Origin of the sequence: Agromyces zhanjiangensis, from assembly GCF_040496055.1 — a bacterium.
Classification (GTDB): Bacteria; Actinomycetota; Actinomycetes; order Actinomycetales; family Microbacteriaceae; genus Agromyces; species Agromyces zhanjiangensis.
In genome coordinates this window covers 205555-220707 of the sequence record NZ_JBEPKB010000003.1, presented here as the reverse complement: position 1 = coordinate 220707, position 15153 = coordinate 205555, and the positions used below count along the sequence as shown (strand labels likewise).

13 protein-coding genes are annotated in these 15153 nt (G+C 72.8%); 7 read left to right on the top strand and 6 right to left on the bottom strand.

Features of this window, described 5'->3' with window-relative positions; all coding sequences use genetic code 11:
* Positions 1-26: 26 nt before the first annotated feature.
* Positions 27-386: a DUF485 domain-containing protein gene (locus ABME02_RS07290; protein ID WP_353814610.1), complete on the top strand. Its 360-nt coding sequence runs from the start codon at positions 27-29 to the stop codon at positions 384-386.
* The gene (locus ABME02_RS07285; protein ID WP_353814609.1) at positions 383-1849 is read left to right on the top strand and encodes a sodium/solute symporter; all 1467 of its coding nucleotides are present in this window, start codon (positions 383-385) and stop codon (positions 1847-1849) included. The genes ABME02_RS07290 and ABME02_RS07285 overlap by 4 nt, the downstream gene beginning before the upstream one ends.
* Before the next feature lie 99 nt (positions 1850-1948).
* Here the strand turns inward: ABME02_RS07285 and ABME02_RS07280 are convergent, their stop codons facing one another.
* From ABME02_RS07280 to ABME02_RS07255, 6 genes are all read right to left on the bottom strand, one after another.
* The gene (locus ABME02_RS07280; protein WP_353814608.1) at positions 1949-3157 is read right to left on the bottom strand and encodes a choice-of-anchor L domain-containing protein; all 1209 of its coding nucleotides are present in this window, start codon (positions 3155-3157) and stop codon (positions 1949-1951) included.
* Between the two features lie 238 nt (positions 3158-3395).
* Positions 3396-4034 carry a GNAT family N-acetyltransferase gene (locus tag ABME02_RS07275; protein ID WP_353814607.1) on the bottom strand — a complete coding sequence of 213 codons (639 nt, stop codon included), beginning with the start codon at positions 4032-4034 and terminating at the stop codon, positions 3396-3398.
* A 162-nt stretch (positions 4035-4196) separates the two neighbouring features.
* Positions 4197-5483, bottom strand: coding sequence for an adenylosuccinate synthase (locus tag ABME02_RS07270; RefSeq protein ID WP_353814606.1), 1287 nt, complete (start codon positions 5481-5483; stop codon positions 4197-4199).
* A gap of 1 nt (position 5484) precedes the next feature.
* Positions 5485-6024: a DUF3151 family protein gene (locus ABME02_RS07265; RefSeq protein ID WP_353814605.1), complete on the bottom strand. Its 540-nt coding sequence runs from the start codon at positions 6022-6024 to the stop codon at positions 5485-5487.
* A gap of 51 nt (positions 6025-6075) precedes the next feature.
* Positions 6076-6879, bottom strand: a complete 804-nt coding sequence (locus ABME02_RS07260; protein ID WP_353814604.1) for an NAD(P)H-hydrate epimerase — start codon at positions 6877-6879, stop codon at positions 6076-6078.
* A gap of 129 nt (positions 6880-7008) precedes the next feature.
* Positions 7009-8451: a S8 family peptidase gene (locus ABME02_RS07255; protein WP_353814603.1), complete on the bottom strand. Its 1443-nt coding sequence runs from the start codon at positions 8449-8451 to the stop codon at positions 7009-7011.
* Between the two features lie 239 nt (positions 8452-8690).
* Here ABME02_RS07255 and argG point away from each other — a divergent pair, with 239 nt between their 5' ends.
* The 5 genes from argG (at position 8691) to ABME02_RS07230 (ending at position 15138) form a co-directional block, all read left to right on the top strand.
* Positions 8691-10118: an argininosuccinate synthase gene (gene argG, locus ABME02_RS07250; RefSeq protein ID WP_353814602.1), complete on the top strand. Its 1428-nt coding sequence runs from the start codon at positions 8691-8693 to the stop codon at positions 10116-10118.
* A 218-nt stretch (positions 10119-10336) separates the two neighbouring features.
* Positions 10337-11812, top strand: a complete 1476-nt coding sequence (gene cls / locus ABME02_RS07245) for a cardiolipin synthase (protein ID WP_353814601.1) — start codon at positions 10337-10339, stop codon at positions 11810-11812.
* A 130-nt stretch (positions 11813-11942) separates the two neighbouring features.
* Positions 11943-12581 (top strand): TetR/AcrR family transcriptional regulator, encoded by a 639-nt coding sequence (locus ABME02_RS07240; RefSeq protein WP_353814600.1) that lies wholly within the window; start codon positions 11943-11945, stop codon positions 12579-12581.
* Positions 12578-13240 carry a P-loop NTPase family protein gene (locus ABME02_RS07235; RefSeq protein ID WP_353814599.1) on the top strand — a complete coding sequence of 221 codons (663 nt, stop codon included), beginning with the start codon at positions 12578-12580 and terminating at the stop codon, positions 13238-13240. Before ABME02_RS07240 ends, ABME02_RS07235 begins: the two co-directional genes overlap by 4 nt.
* Positions 13237-15138: a YhgE/Pip family protein gene (locus ABME02_RS07230; protein ID WP_353814598.1), complete on the top strand. Its 1902-nt coding sequence runs from the start codon at positions 13237-13239 to the stop codon at positions 15136-15138. Before ABME02_RS07235 ends, ABME02_RS07230 begins: the two co-directional genes overlap by 4 nt.
* Positions 15139-15153 lie beyond the last annotated feature (15 nt).

The following is a 15153-nucleotide window of genomic DNA, read 5'->3' as shown; positions in this document are numbered from 1 at the left end:
CGACGGCACCGCCGCCCAGGGTTCGGGTGACCGCTCCGCGGAACGGCGGCCCCGCGGCATCCGACCGCCGACCCGCGGCGCGCGTGCGCAGGCCCGGGACAGACACGGGCCCCACCGACATCCACTCGGTCTACGTGCGCTCGCTGATCCGGTCGCAGCTCCGCCTCGCGCTGATCTGCGCCGGCGGGTTCGTGCTCGCCACCGTCGTGTTCGTCCTCGCCGTCGTCGCACCCGCGCTCGACGGCGTGTTCGTCGCGGGCGTGCCCGTCTCGTGGCTGCTCCTCGGCTTCGGCGTGTACCCGCTCGCGATCACCGTCGCGGCGCTGTACGTGCGGGTCGCGTCCCGCAACGAGGCCCGGTACCGCTCCCTCGCGGAGGAGGAGTGAGCCCCGCGGTGGGCTACACGGCGATCGCCGCCGTGGCCCTCGTGTCGGTGCTCATCGGCTTCTACGGGCTGCGGATCTCGCGCACGACGAGCGACTTCTACGTCGCGAGCCGCACCGTGCGGCCGTGGTGGAACGCGTCCGCGATCGGCGGCGAGTACCTGTCGGCGGCGTCGTTCCTCGGCATCGCGGGGCTGATACTGCTGACCGGCGCCGGCGGCATGTGGTTCCCGATCGGCTACACGGCCGGGTACCTGATGCTGCTGCTCTTCGTCGCCGCGCCGCTCCGGCGGTCGGGCGCGTACACGATCCCCGACTTCACGGAGGCCCGGCTCGAATCCGTCGCCGTGCGGCGGGTCACGAGCCTGCTCGTCGTCGTGATCGGGTGGCTCTACATCGTGCCGCAGCTCCAGGGCGCCGCGCTCACGGTGCGGATCACCACCGGCCTACCGAGCTGGGTCGGCTCGGTCGCGGTGGCGGCGCTCGTCGCGATCGTCGTCGCATCGGGCGGCATGCGGTCGATCACGTTCGTCCAGGCGTTCCAGTTCTGGCTGAAGCTCGCGGCGATCGCGGTGCCCGTCATCGCGCTGCTCATCGTCACGGGCGCCGTCGACCCCGAGCTCGCGCCGGCGGAGGCCTTCCCCGCCGCCGCCGGCCCGGGCGCCCTCGACGTCTACCGCACGGTGTCGCTCATGGTCGCGCTACTGCTCGGCACCCTCGGACTCCCCCACGTGCTCGTGCGGTTCTACACGAACCCCGACGGGCCCGCGGCACGCCGTACCACCGTCATCGTGCTCGTGCTGCTCTCGGTGTTCTACGCCTTCCCGACCCTCTTCGGGCTGCTCGGCCGGGCGTTCGCGCCCGACCTCGCGACGCCGGGCGAGGCCGACGCCCTCGTGCTCGTGCTGCCCGACCGCCTGCTGCCGGGCGTGTGGGGCGACCTGCTGACCGCGCTCGTCATCGGCGGCGCGTTCGCCGCATTCCTCTCGACGTCGTCGGGCCTCGTCGTCTCGGTCGCGGGTGTCATCTCGCAGGACCTCCTCGGCGGCAGCGTGCGGGGCTTCCGGATCGCCGCGTTCGCCTCCACGGCGGTGCCGCTCGTCGTCGCCTTCGCCACCGAACCCGCGGGGCTCGCGGGCAGCGTCGGGCTCGTGTTCGCCTTCACCGCGTCGACGCTCTGCCCGGTGCTGATCCTCGGCATCTGGTGGCGCGGGCTGACCGCGCGCGGGGCCATCGCGGGCATGGCGACCGGTGCGACGCTCTCGGGCGCGGCGATCCTCGGCGGCGCCGTCCTCGCGGCCGCGGCGCCCGCCATCCGCCCCCTCATCGAGCAGCCGGCCGCCTGGACCGTGCCGCTCGCGGTGCTCGTGACCGTGCTCGTCTCGCGGGGCGACCGGCGACGGATGCCGAGCGGCGCCGACGCGTTCCTCGCCCGGCTGCACCTCCCGGAGCGGGATCGAGGCTGAGCCGCCGACCACGCCGGACGTGCGGACGACCGGGCACGTTCCTGCCCGGTGGCATGCCTCGGCCCCGCACCACCACGGGCGCGGGGCCGGGCACCCCGTCTACTTGTGGACCGTGATGTTGCCCTTGAGCAGGTCGACCGCCGGGTCGAGGCCCCAGACGACCGCACCCGTGTCATCGGTGATGACGATCGAGACGGTGTCGGGCGCGCCCTTCTTGGCGGAGTTGCCGTTGCGGTTGTCGACGACCGTCACCTCGAACGAGTAGCCGTCCTCGCCGTTGAGGCGCCCGTCACCCGACCAGGTCGCCTCGTTGCCGCTCTGCGAGAACGCGAGTACGTCGTAGCCGTGGAACCGGTCGCCCGTGCGGTGGTCGTTGACCTGCAGGTTGCCGCGGAGCCCCTGCTCGTCGCGGATCACCGTGGTGCCGAACGTCACCGCGCCGTCGGCGAGGTCGACGCGACCGCCGCCCGTGACCTTGCCACTGCCGGCCGGTGGCGTGATCGAGAGCGAACCGGCCTCGATGAAGACCGCACTGTCGAGGTTCGGGTCGCTGGCGTCGGCGATCGCGAGCTTCATGTGGTTCGTGATGTTCGGGTCGACCGGGGCCATGCACGTGAGCGGGATCGTGAGCCCGTCGAGTTCGGTCGGCAACGGGTTCGGGCTCGCCGTGTTGTCCCGGTACAAGGCCGGGTTCGTCGGCGTCGGATCGCCGAAGGGATTGCCGTTGTTGACCGAGTTCACCGTCACCGGGAGGGTGCCTCCCGGGATCGCGGGATCCGGCACGACCGCGCAGTTCACGCCGTTCACGTAGAACGCGAACGTGTCGTTGAACCTGGTATTGACGTACTCGTTGTACTCCTCGGAGCCGAAGGCGTACTGGAAGTAGATCGTGGTCGCCCCTGCGGGAACGGTGAAGTCGAACTCCATCACGGCTGCGTCCAACGTCGGGAAGCCTGAGAGCGCCGTGAGGTCCGCGTCGCCGGCGGTGCCGACGGCGGTCGTCGTCGCCGGATCGTCGTTCGTCGGCCCGACGGTGTCGGCGATGTCGCCGCTGCCGAGCGTCACCCCGGCGTCGAACCCGACCGATGCCGCACCGCCGCTGAACGACCCCGCGCTGACCGGGTCGCCGACGTAGGTGACGTTCGAGATGCCCACGCCGGGCCCGACGAGCGTCTGCGCGAGCGCCGCCGGGTCGACGGGGTCGATGTACGTGGTCGCTCCGATCGCGACCGCGGGCGTCGCGCTCCCGACGAGCGCGGCGAGCGAGATGCCGGCGACCGCGATGGCCGCCGCTCGGGTCCGTTGCATGTTCGTGCCCTTTCGACGTCGAACGGGCGTGCGGATGCCGTCGGCATCCCCACCGCGGGCGTTCCCCCGAGCGCCCGCTCCCCGTGTCCGATGCCAGAGAGTCCCCCCTGACACGGTCTGTGTACTCCGGGCGCTGAGGGGCGGCAAGCCGGGAACGGAGCATTTCCCCCGTTCTGGGGGCGCATGCCGAATGGCAGCGTGCGACGGATGACGGCGCATGCCGCGTCGCCGGACGCCGTCAGTCGGCCAGCGTCACGGGCCGATCACCCCACGCCGCGAGTCGCGCCAGGAGCCCGTCTCGCACGGCGGGCCAGTCGTCGACGAGGATCGCGTAGACCGCCGTGTCGCGCCACGTGCCGTCGGGCCGGCGCATCGCGCGCCGATGGACGCCCTCGAAGCTCGCGCCGAGCTTCGCGATCGCGGCGCGGGAGCGCGCGTTGACGGCATCCGCCTGCAGCTTCACCCGGCCGAAGCCGTGATCGAACGCGAGGCCGAGCATGAGCAGCTTCACCTCGGGGTTCACGGCCGTACCCCACACGCGCGGGTCGAAGCCCGTCCAGCCGATGTGGGCGGACTCGTTCGGCAGGTCGAGGTCGCCGAGCTTCGTCGCCCCGACGAGCGCGCCGTCGTCGGGGCCGCCGCGGAGGCGCACGGCGAACGGGATCGCGTCGAGCGCGGGCGTGTACGAGGCGTGCGCGAATGCCGCGAACGCCGCGTCGTCCGACGGCAGCGCGGACGGCCCACCCGCGAAGCCGCCGGCGAACACCTCGGGTCGCCCGATCGCCTCCCGCAGCGCCGGGAAGTCGCCCTCGACGAGTGGCGTCAGCGCGACGCGACGACCTTCGAGCGTGTGGATGAGCGGACGACTGGCGGGCACTCGGCAAGTCTGGCACGCGCCGCGGCGCGGACCCTCACGTGCGTCGGGAGGGGGAACTCCCCGACGCGCCGCCGCGAACGGATGCCGCGCCGGCGTGTCGTGCGGAAGTTCCTCCCGTGCGGGCGGCCAGGCGAGCCGGTCGAGCCAGGCGAGCGCGTCGCGCTAGTCGAGCAGGTCGTTCAGCTGCACGATCTCGTCGCGGCCGGGGCCGACGCCGATCGCCGAGAAGCGGGCGCCCGACATCGCCTCGAGTTCGCGCACGTAGCTCTGCGCGTTCGCCGGCAGGTCGTCGAACGAGCGCGCACCCGAGATGTCCTCGGTCCAGCCGGGGAACTCCTCGTAGACGGGCTTCGCATGGTGGAAGTCGGACTGCGAGACCGGGACCTCCTCCATGATCACGCCGTCGACGTCGTACGCGACCGCGACCGGGATGCGGTCGATGCCGGTGAGCACGTCGAGCTTCGTGAGCACGAAGTCGGTCACGCCGTTCACCCGGGCGGTGTACCGCGCGATGGGCGCGTCGTACCATCCGGTGCGGCGACGACGACCCGTGGTGGTGCCGAACTCGTGGCCCTTCTCGGCGAGGAACTCGCCCCAGTCGTCGAAGAGCTCCGTCGGGAACGGGCCCGAGCCGACCCGGGTCGTGTACGCCTTCACGATGCCGATGACGCGATCGATGCGGTTGGGGGCGATGCCCGAGCCCGTGACCGCGCCGCCCGACGTCGCGTTCGACGACGTGACGAACGGGTACGTGCCGTGGTCGACGTCGAGCATGGTGGCCTGTCCGCCCTCGAAGAGCACCGTCTCGCCGGCCTCGAGCGCGCGGTGCAGCAGCAGCGACGTGTCGGTGACCATCGGGCGGAGCCGGTCGACGTAGCCGAGCAGGTCGTCGACGATCTCGTCGACCTCGATCGCGCGGCGGTTGTAGACCTTCAGCAGCAGGTGGTTCTTCTGGTCGAGCGCGCCCTCGACCTTCTGCCGCAGGATGTTCTCGTCGAAGAGGTCCTGCATCCGGATGCCGACCCGGTTGATCTTGTCCGCGTACGCCGGTCCGATGCCACGGCCGGTCGTGCCGATCTGGCGCTTGCCGAGGAATCGCTCGGTGACCTTGTCGAGCGTGCGGTGGTACTGCGTGATCACGTGCGCGTTCGCCGAGATCTTCAGCTGCGACGTGTCGACGCCGCGCGACTCGAGCCCCTCGATCTCCTCGAAGAGCACCTCGATGTCGACCACCACGCCGTTCGCGATCACGGGCGTGACGCCGGGCGTGAGGATGCCGGAGGGCAGCAGGTGCAGGGCGTACTTCTCGTCGCCGACGACGACCGTGTGCCCGGCGTTGTTGCCGCCGTTGAACTTCACGACGTAGTCCAGGCGCGAGGAGAGCAGGTCGGTCGCCTTGCCCTTGCCCTCGTCGCCCCACTGTGCTCCGATCAGCACGACCGCGGGCATGTCAGTCCTCTCGTGCCGCACCCGGCGCGGCGGATTCGTCGGACGGGTCGCCGTCCGTCGCCTCGGGCGACGGCAGGGGCGGCAGGGGATCCGTGATGACGCTGATGACCTGCGTGGGCGTGAACTCGGAGGCGATGCGCGCGGGCGCCTCGGCGTCGGCGGCCTCGAGGTCGGATGCGGCGCGCGCGGCGCGCTCGTCGAGCCCGAGCCGAGCGGCCGCCCGGCGCTCCGCGTCGAGCGCGCGAAGGTAGGCCCGGTTCGACTCCTCCGACCACGGCACCGGGGCACCGGGCTCCCAGCCCGATGCCTCGAGGGAGCGACGCGAGAGGTCGACGGCCACGACGGCGTACGCGAACGCGTCGATCGCGCGACCCTCGGAGTCGGCGAGGTCGGCGAGCCCGACCCAGGCGAGGGGCGACGACGGGTGGTCGGCGACGACTCCGGCGACCGACGACCGTCCGGCTTCGCGCAGCGCACGCCTGACCTCGGGTTCGTCGGCGAGCACCGCCTCGGCCTCCGGTGGGGTCTGTTCCTGAGTCACACTCAACCGTAACCTATGGGGTTCCGGCGGCTACGGAGGGCGCCGTCGGGTTCACGGCAGGTCGTGCCGCGATCCACCCGTCACGACCGGCCGGAGCCCCGCGAGCGCCGGACCGAGCCCCAGGTCGACGAGCACGATGCGACCGGCGAACTCGACCGCAGGGCCGAACAGGAGCCCGACCTTCACTGCGCCCATCGTCACGGTCACGTCGGCCGGCAGCACCGTCGGGTCGGGCACGCTCCCGTCGTCCGGCGAGATCCCGCTCGGCAGGTCCACGGCGACGACGAGCGGATGCCGCGTGCCGCGCCCCGCGCGAGCGACCCAGTCGGGCCCGAGCACCGCGCGCACGCGCGACACGACCTCGCGCGCCGTGCCCCGCAATGCGGGGCTCGCGGCCGCGCCGATGCCGAGGATCCCGTCGACCAGCACGTCGGCGGCCCGGATCGCGTCGTCGAACGCGCTCGAATCGACGCCGTGCCCGAGGTCGAGGTCGCGTGCCCCCGCGGCGCGCGCCGCGTCCGCACCGGCCTCGTGCAGGTGCGAGCCCACCGCGACGATCCGCACGTCGGCGCCGCGCGCAGCGAGGTGTGCGCCCGCGAAGAGCGCGTCGCCGCCGTTGTCGCCCGAGCCGGCGAGCACGAGGACGAGCGGTCGGCCCGCGGCATCCGTCGCCTCATCACCCGCGTGCGGGGCGCGCTCGGCGAGCAGCCGCGACACCTCGTCGGCGAGCGCCGACGCAGCCCGCTGCATGAGCGGTTCGCCCGCCGCGAGGAGCGGGCGCTCGGCCGCGCGGACCTGCTCGGCCGTGTAGCCGTCGCGTGGTGACGGCACGGCGGGCCGGGCGGTGGCGTGCATGTGCCGAGCCTACGCCGCGGCATCCGCGCCGGCACCGGCGCCCGGGACCGGTTCCGGAACGATCCGCGGGGACACGCGAGAGGGGCCGGGCCCGAAGGCCCGACCCCTCGGGATCGATCGTTCAGCGCGTCACTGGACGACGTTGAGCGCGTTGACGTTGCCGGCTCCGTAGAAGCCGTTGCGCTCGCCACCGGTGCACGTCGCGGGGTACCCCGGACGCGGCTCGTAGACGCCCTCCGGGCACTCCAGCGCGGTCGCCGTGCGCTCGAGGAACGACGCCAGCTGCCCCACCTTCATGTCGGGGTGCGCCGACAGCGCGAGCGCCGCGACGCCGGCCGCGTGCGGGCCCGCCATCGAGGTGCCCTGCGACCAGCCCCAGCCGCCCGGGACGGTCGAGAGCACGGCGTCGGTGATGGTCGACGACGCGCCGCCGGTGCGGAAGCGCGTGTCGCCGCCGGGAGCCGTGACGTCGACGACGCCCTGGCCGTAGGAGGAGTAGTAGCTCTTCTGCTCGGTCGGCCCGACGGCCGAGACCGTCACGACGCCCGGCGCCTCCGCGGGCAGGTCACGGCACGCGCCGTTGATCTCGCGCGTCTCGACCTCGCCGCTGCCGTCGTTCGGGCTCCCGTCGTCGATGAACTTGTGCTGCAGGTCGACGTTGCTGTTGCCGGCCGACGCGATGGTCAGCGTGCCCTTCGACTGCGAGTAGTTCAGCGCGCGCTGCACGGCCTGCCAGACCGGACGCTGGCGCGGGTCGTTCACGCAGTTGAACTCCCACGGGTCGATGTAGTAGCTGTTGTTCGTGATCGGCATGCCGTGGTCGGCGGCCCAGAGGTAGGCGCAGATCGCGGCCTCGGGGTAGATGAAGCCCTCGTCGCTCACGACCTTGACCGAAGCCACCTTCACCCCGGGCGCGACGCCCGCGATGCCCACGCCGTTGATCGCCGCGGCGATCGTGCCGGCGACGTGCGTGCCGTGCGAGGAGGTCGTGTTCTTCCACGCGGCCGGGTCGGTCTCGACGACGCCGCCGAGGCACGAGGCGCTCTGGTCGAACGCGACCTGCGACGCGAGGTCGGGGTGGGTGTAGTCGATGCCCGAGTCGAGCACGCCGACGACGACCGACGGATCGCCCGTCGTGATGGCGTGGGCCTCGGGAACGTCGATCTGCTCCATGTCCCACTGGTAGCTCCAGTAGGGCTCGGCCGTGGGGTCGCCGGTCGCCTCGAGGGCGGACTCGTCGAGCACCTCGATGGTCTCGTCGTCGATCAGCGTCGTGCCGAGACCGTCGGTCGTCGCGACGGACTGCACGCCGGCGCCGACGACCTTGCTCTCGAACGTGGTGCTCGTCGACGTCGCGACGAGCACGCCGATCTGGTCGTAGCTGGCGACGACCGTGCCGCCGGCGGCCGCGACGCGCTTGGTCGCGGCCTTCGTGCTCGCGCCCTGCGGCGCGAGCACGAGGTAGGTGCTCTCCGGGCCGACCGCGGCGGCGGGGACGGCGGCTGCCGTCCCGACCAGGCCCACGGCCAGGGCGACGGCGGATGCCGCGCCGATCACCTTGTGGTTCCTCATCCTGTCTCCGTTCGATGTGCGTGGAGTGGTGCACCGACGGCAGCATGGGCCGTCGGACCGGCGTGTCCAGTGGATGCGACGATCGGCGGCGTCGGTGTAGGGCCGCGCGGCCGGTCCGGCGAGCCTATCGGCGACCCCCGTCCGGGGGATAGCCCTTGCCCGATCGGCGCGTCGCCCGCGACGGCGGCGCCTCGCCGGGGCGTCGTCTCGCGCGCACGCGCGCAAGTAGGCTTGTCGGCATGTCGAAAGTCCTCTCGAGCCTTCCCGTCGGCGAGCGCGTCGGCATCGCCTTCTCCGGGGGTCTCGACACCTCCGTGGCGGTCGCCTGGATGCGCGAGAAGGGTGCCGTGCCGTGCACCTACACGGCCGACCTCGGCCAGCCCGACGAGCCCGACGTCGAGGCCGTGCCCGGCCGTGCCGTCGAGTACGGCGCCGAGATCAGCCGACTCGTCGACGTGAAGACGGCGCTCGTCGAGGAGGGCCTCGTCGCCCTCCAGTGCGGCGCGTTCCACATCCGCTCCGGCGGGAAGACGTACTTCAACACCACGCCGCTCGGCCGCGCGGTCACGGGCACGATGCTCGTGCGCGCGATGATGGAGGACGGCGTCGACATCTGGGGCGACGGCTCGACCTACAAGGGCAACGACATCGAGCGGTTCTACCGCTACGGCCTCATGGCCAACCCGCGCCTGCGCATCTACAAGCCGTGGCTCGACAGCGCGTTCGTCACCGAGCTCGGTGGTCGCAAGGAGATGAGCGAGTGGATGCAGGCGCGCGACCTGCCCTACCGCGCCAGCGTCGAGAAGGCGTACTCGACCGATGCGAACATCTGGGGCGCGACGCACGAGGCCAAGAAGCTCGAGGACCTCGACGCGGGCGTCACGATCGTCGAGCCGATCATGGGCGTCCGGTTCTGGGACGAGTCGGTGGCGATCGCCGCCGAGGACGTCTCGGTGCGCTACGACCGGGGCCGCCCCGTGGCCCTCAACGGCGTCGAGTTCGACGATCCGGTCGAGCTGGTGCTCGAGGCGAACCGCATCGGCGGACGGCACGGCCTCGGCATGAGCGACCAGATCGAGAACCGCATCATCGAGGCGAAGTCTCGCGGCATCTACGAGGCGCCGGGCATGGCGCTCCTGCACATCACGTACGAGCGGCTCCTCAACGCCGTCCACAACGAGGACACCGTCGCGAACTACCACAACGAGGGTCGCCGCCTCGGGCGCCTGATGTACGAGGGCCGCTGGCTCGACCCGCAGTCCCTCATGCTGCGCGAGTCCATCCAGCGCTGGGTCGGCTCGGCGGTGACCGGCGAGGTGACGCTGCGCCTCCGCCGCGGCGACGACTACACGATCCTGAACACCGAGGGCCCCGCGCTCAGCTACCACCCCGACAAGCTCTCGATGGAGCGCGTGGGCGACCAGGCGTTCGGTCCCGAGGACCGCATCGGGCAGCTCACGATGCGCAACCTCGACATCGCCGACTCGCGGGCGCGCCTCGAGCAGTACGCCTCCCTCGGCATCGTCGGCGGCGCGACCGCGCAGCTCGTGGGGGAGATCGCGTCGGGCCAGGCCGCGCAGATCGCGGCCGGAGAGGCCGAGACCGCGCTCGACGCCGCGACGGATGCCGCGAACGAGGCGGCCGCGTTCGACCTCGGCACCGACTGACCCGTCGCGCACGACGACTCCCGCACCGTTCCACGATGCGGGAGTCGCGTCGTTCCGGCCGCGCCCGACGCCGTCACGGCGTGCCCTCCGCCTCTCGCGCGCGTGACCGGGTCGGTGCCATACTCTGCGACATCCGCGCGCCGCGTGTCGCTGCGCGCCTCGCGACCGCTCGGGGAGGCTGCGATGGACGAACGATTCGACCGACGGGGTGGGCGGGCGTGAGCGGCGGGGAGTGGTCCGCGCTCATCGGCGGCATCGTGATCGCCGCCGACTGGGCGATCCGCATCGCCGCCCTCATCATCATCCCCAGGGAGCGGAAGCCGACGGCTGCGATGGCGTGGCTGCTCGCGATCTTCCTCATTCCGTTCGTGGGCATCCTGCTCTACCTGCTCATCGGCAACATCCGGCTGCCGAAGCGGCGGATGGCACGGCAGGATGAGGCCGACCGGATGATCGCGGAGCGGACCGCCGGGGTCGACCTGGTCGCCGACCATGACTCCTGGCCCGCGTGGTTCGACTCGGCCGTCGCGCAGAACACGCGGTTGACGGGCCTGCCCGCCACGAGCGGCAACCGCGCGACCCTCATCGACGACTACCGGGGGTCGATCGACGCGATGGCGGCGGACATCGCGACCGCTGAGCGCTTCGTGCACGTCGAGTTCTTCATCGTCGCGCTCGACGACACGACGCGGGGCTTCTTCGCGGCGATGGAGGACGCGGTCGGCCGAGGCGTGCACGTCCGGCTGCTGATGGACCACATCGCGTCGTCGAAGGTCCCGGTCCACAAGGCCACGGTCGAGGAGCTCGACCGGATCGGGGTCGAGTGGCACTACCTGCTCCCCGTGCGACCGCTGAAGGGCGAGTGGCAGCGACCCGACCTGCGCAACCACCGCAAGATCGTGGTCGTCGACGGCCTGGTCGGGCACATGGGGTCGCAGAACCTCATCGACCGCAGCTACGACTCGCCGAAGAACCTCAAGCGCGGCCTCAAGTGGCAGGAGCTGGTCGCGCGGGTCACCGGTCCGGCCGTGGTCGAGCTCAACGCGGTGTTCCGCTCCGACTGGTTCGCCGAGACGGGCGTGGCGCTCGGCGACGAGGCGACCACCCCGGTGGGCGAGGTGCCGATCGACACGTCGGCCGAGGCGCTCGACTGCCAGGTCGTGCCGAGCGGCCCGGCGTTCGAGAGCGAGAACAACCTCCGCCAGTTCCTCACGCTGGTCAACTCGGCCCAGGAGCGGGTCATCATCACGAGCCCGTACTTCGTCCCGGACGAGGCGATGGTCTACGCGATCACGTCGGCCAAGCTCCGCGGACTCGACGTGCAGCTCTTCGTCTCCGAGATCGGCGACCAGGGCGGCGTCTGGCACGCCCAGCGCTCGTACTATCGCGCGCTCCTGACGGCGGGCGTGCGGATCTGGCTCTACCCGGGCCCGTACATCCTGCACGCCAAGCACCTCTCGATCGACGACGACGTCGCGGTGATCGGCTCGAGCAACATGGACATCCGCTCCTTCGCGCTGAACTTCGAGGTCACGATGCTCGTGCGGGGCGCCTCCTTCGTGGCGGACATGCGCGCGGTCGAGGCGAAGTACCGGGAACTCGGGCGCGAGCTGACCCTGGAGGAGTGGAACCGGGAGCCGGCGTCGGCGACGTTCCTCGACGGCATCGCGCGGCTCACGTCGGCGCTGCAGTAGACGACGGATGCCGCGTGCGCGGGTCGCACGCGGCATCATCCAGCAGCCTCGGCAGCGGCTCGGCTGGGCGTTCGCTGCGCATCCGCACTAACTTGCACACCGGTGTGCAGTTTCGTCGTAGACTGGCCGCATGCCGTCCGACACCGACGCGGGCCGTCGCACTCCCCGTCGGGACGCGACGGAGAACCGCGAAGCCCTCCTGAACGCCGCCGTCGCGACCCTCGCGACCGACCCGGAGGCCTCGCTCGAGGCCATCGCGGCCGCCGCGGGCCTCAGCCGCCGCGCCCTCTACGGCCACTTCGCCGGCCGCGACGAGCTCATCGTGGCGCTCATCGAGCGCGGGTCCGAGCGCCTCGTCGCCGCCGCCTCGACCATCGACCACCCCGACGCGACCGTCGCGATCGCGCTGCTCGGCGCCCGCCTCTGGGACGCGGTCGAGCACGTGCGCCTGCTCGCGCAGGTCGCCCTGCGGCAGCCGTACGTCGAACGCTCCGCCTCGGCGCTCGCGCCCGTGCGCGAGCGCCTCGCCGCGCTCGTCGAGCGCGGGGTCGCCGACGGCACCGTGCGCACCGACATCCGCCCTGCCGTGCTCGCGCGCCTCGTCGAGGAGTCGGCGCTCGCCGTGCTCGCCGAGGCCGCGCGCGTCGGCCTCCCCCACTCCGAGGGCCGGCGGCTCGTCATGCTCTCCGCGCTGGGCACCGCCGGGCTCTCGTGGCGCGAGGCGGGCGCGCTCATCACCGACACTCCGGAACTGACCGAGGAACCATGAGGATCGACCTCCACGGCGTCGCCAAGGGACGCCAGGGCCGGGCGCTGCCCGCCACCACCATCGGCTACGAGTCGGGGCGCGCCACGCTCGCGCGCGCCGAGACCGAGCAGCGACCGACCGTCCTCGGACTGCTCGCGTCCGGTCGCATGCGACCCGACGCCGGCACCGTCACCATCGACGGCCGAGCGGATGCCGCGAGCATCCGCCGCCGGATCGCCCTGGTCGACGCCCCCGACGTCTCCGACCCCGCACCGAACGTGACCGTCGCCGGCGTCGCCGCCGAGGAGCTCATGTTCGCCGGCATCCCGTCGAACCCCGTCTCCGTCTCGCGGTGGCTCGCCGACCTCGGCCTCGACGGGCTCGCGCGCACCCCGATCGCGAACGTCGACCCGCTCGACCGCCTGCGGCTGCTCACCGAGCTCGCGCTGCTGCGCGACGGCGTCGAGGGCCTCGTGCTCGTCTCGCCCGACCGACACGGCGGCGACCCCGCCGAGTGGTGGTCGCTCGCGCGCCGCCTGGCCGACCGCGGCTACGCGGTGCTCGTGATCGCGGGCGACGCGGCCGCGGCCGCCATCGCCGCCGCCGACCTGCTCGGGCGCCTGCACGGTGCCGACGAGGGCGACGACGAGTTCGCCCTCGCCGAAGGGGGGCTCGCGTGAAGGTCCCCCAGATGATCGCCGCCGAGCTGCGGCGGCTGACCTCGACCCGCATGTCGGTGCTGGCGCTCCTCGCGCTCGTCGCCGTGCCCGTGCTCTACGGCGGGCTCTACCTGTGGGCGAACCAGGACCCGTACGCGAGGTTCCCCGACGTGCCGGTCGCGCTCGTCGTCGAGGACGAGGGCGCGCCCGCCACCGACGACGCGCCCGCGCGCAACGTGGGCGACGAGGTCGCCGACGAGCTCATCGCCGACGGCGCGTTCGACTGGCACCGCGTCCCGGCCGAGGAGGCCGCGACGGGACTCGACGACTCCACGTACGACTTCGCGATCACCCTGCCCGCCGACTTCTCCGACGCGCTCGCCTCGCTCGGCACCGACGAGCCCCGGCAGGCCGAGATCCGGCTCTCCACGAACGACGCCAACAGCTACCTGGCCGGGACCATCGGCGCGCAGGCGGTCGAGCGGATCCGCGCGGCCGTCGCCGAGCAGGTCGGGCAGGAGGCCGCGTCGCTGCTGCTCGACTCCATCGCCGACATCCGCACCGGCATCGTCGACGCCGCAGACGGGGCGGCGCAGCTGGCGGACGGCGCCGGCACCGCGGTGGACGGCGCGGAGCAGCTCGGCGCCGGGGCTTCGCAGCTGGCCGACGGCGCGGCCCGGGCCGCCGACGGCTCGGCGCAGCTCGCCGACGGCACCGCCCGGCTCGCCGACGGGTCGGCCGAGCTCGCGAGCGGTGCGGCGCAGGTCGCCGACGGCAACGCGCAGCTCGCGGCATCCGCCGACCGGGTCGGCAGCACCGTCGGCGAGGCCGCCTCGGCCGTCCCCGAGGCGCGACAGGCGATCGCCGACGAGCTCGCCGCACGCGGCGTGGACCAGGCCACCATCGATGCCGCGCTCGCGAAGCTCGACCCCGTGGGCGACCGCATCGCGACCGGCAACGAGCGCGTGCAGGGTGTCGTCGCCGACATCGACCGCCTCGCCGAGGGCAGCCGGCAGGTCGCCGATGGCAGCGCGCAGCTCGCCGCGGGCGCGAGCGACGCCGCCTCCGGCGCCGCGCAGCTCGCCGACGGCACGGCGCAGCTGGCGGACGGCTCCGCCCAGCTGTCGGACGGGCTCGGTGCGCTCGAGGACGGGCTCGGCGAGCTCGCCTCCGGCGCGGGGACGCTCCGCGACGGACTCGACGACGGCGCGGCCGAGATCCCCGACACCGACCAGGCCACGCGCGACGCGCAGGCCGAGACGATCGCCGACCCCATCGCGCTCGAGACCGACTCGGTCACGCACGCCGAGAACTACGGCGCCGGGCTCGCCCCGTTCTTCGCGGCGCTCGCGGGCTGGATCGGCATCTACGCGCTGTTCCTCATCGTCAAGCCGATCTCGCGTCGCGCCGTGACCGCCCTCCACTCGCCGGTGCGGATCACGCTCGCGGGCTGGCTGACGCCCGGGCTGCTCGGGGCGGTGCAGATGGCGGCGCTCTACCTCGTGCTCGCGTTCACGCTCGGCTTCCCGATGAGCAACCCGGTCGGCACGCTCGGCGTGATGGTGCTCGCGTCGGCGACCTACGCGGCGATCATCCTCGCGTTGAACGTCTGGCTCGGCTCCGTCGGGCAGTTCCTGGGCCTCGTGCTCATGGTGCTCCAGCTCGTGACGGCGGGCGGCACGTTCCCGTGGCAGACGCTCCCCGCACCGCTCGCGGCGCTGCACCAGGTGCTGCCGATGGGCTACGTCGTCGACGCCATGCGCCAGGCCATGTACGGAGGCGACCTCGCCCGGGCGGGCGCCGACGCGCTCGTGCTGGCGGCGTGGCTCGTCGGGGCGTTCGTGCTCGCCGCGATCGGCGTGACGCGGATGACGCACTTCCGCACGCTCCGCGACCTGCAGCCGAGCCTGATCGGCTGAGGCGCGGAGTCGGAG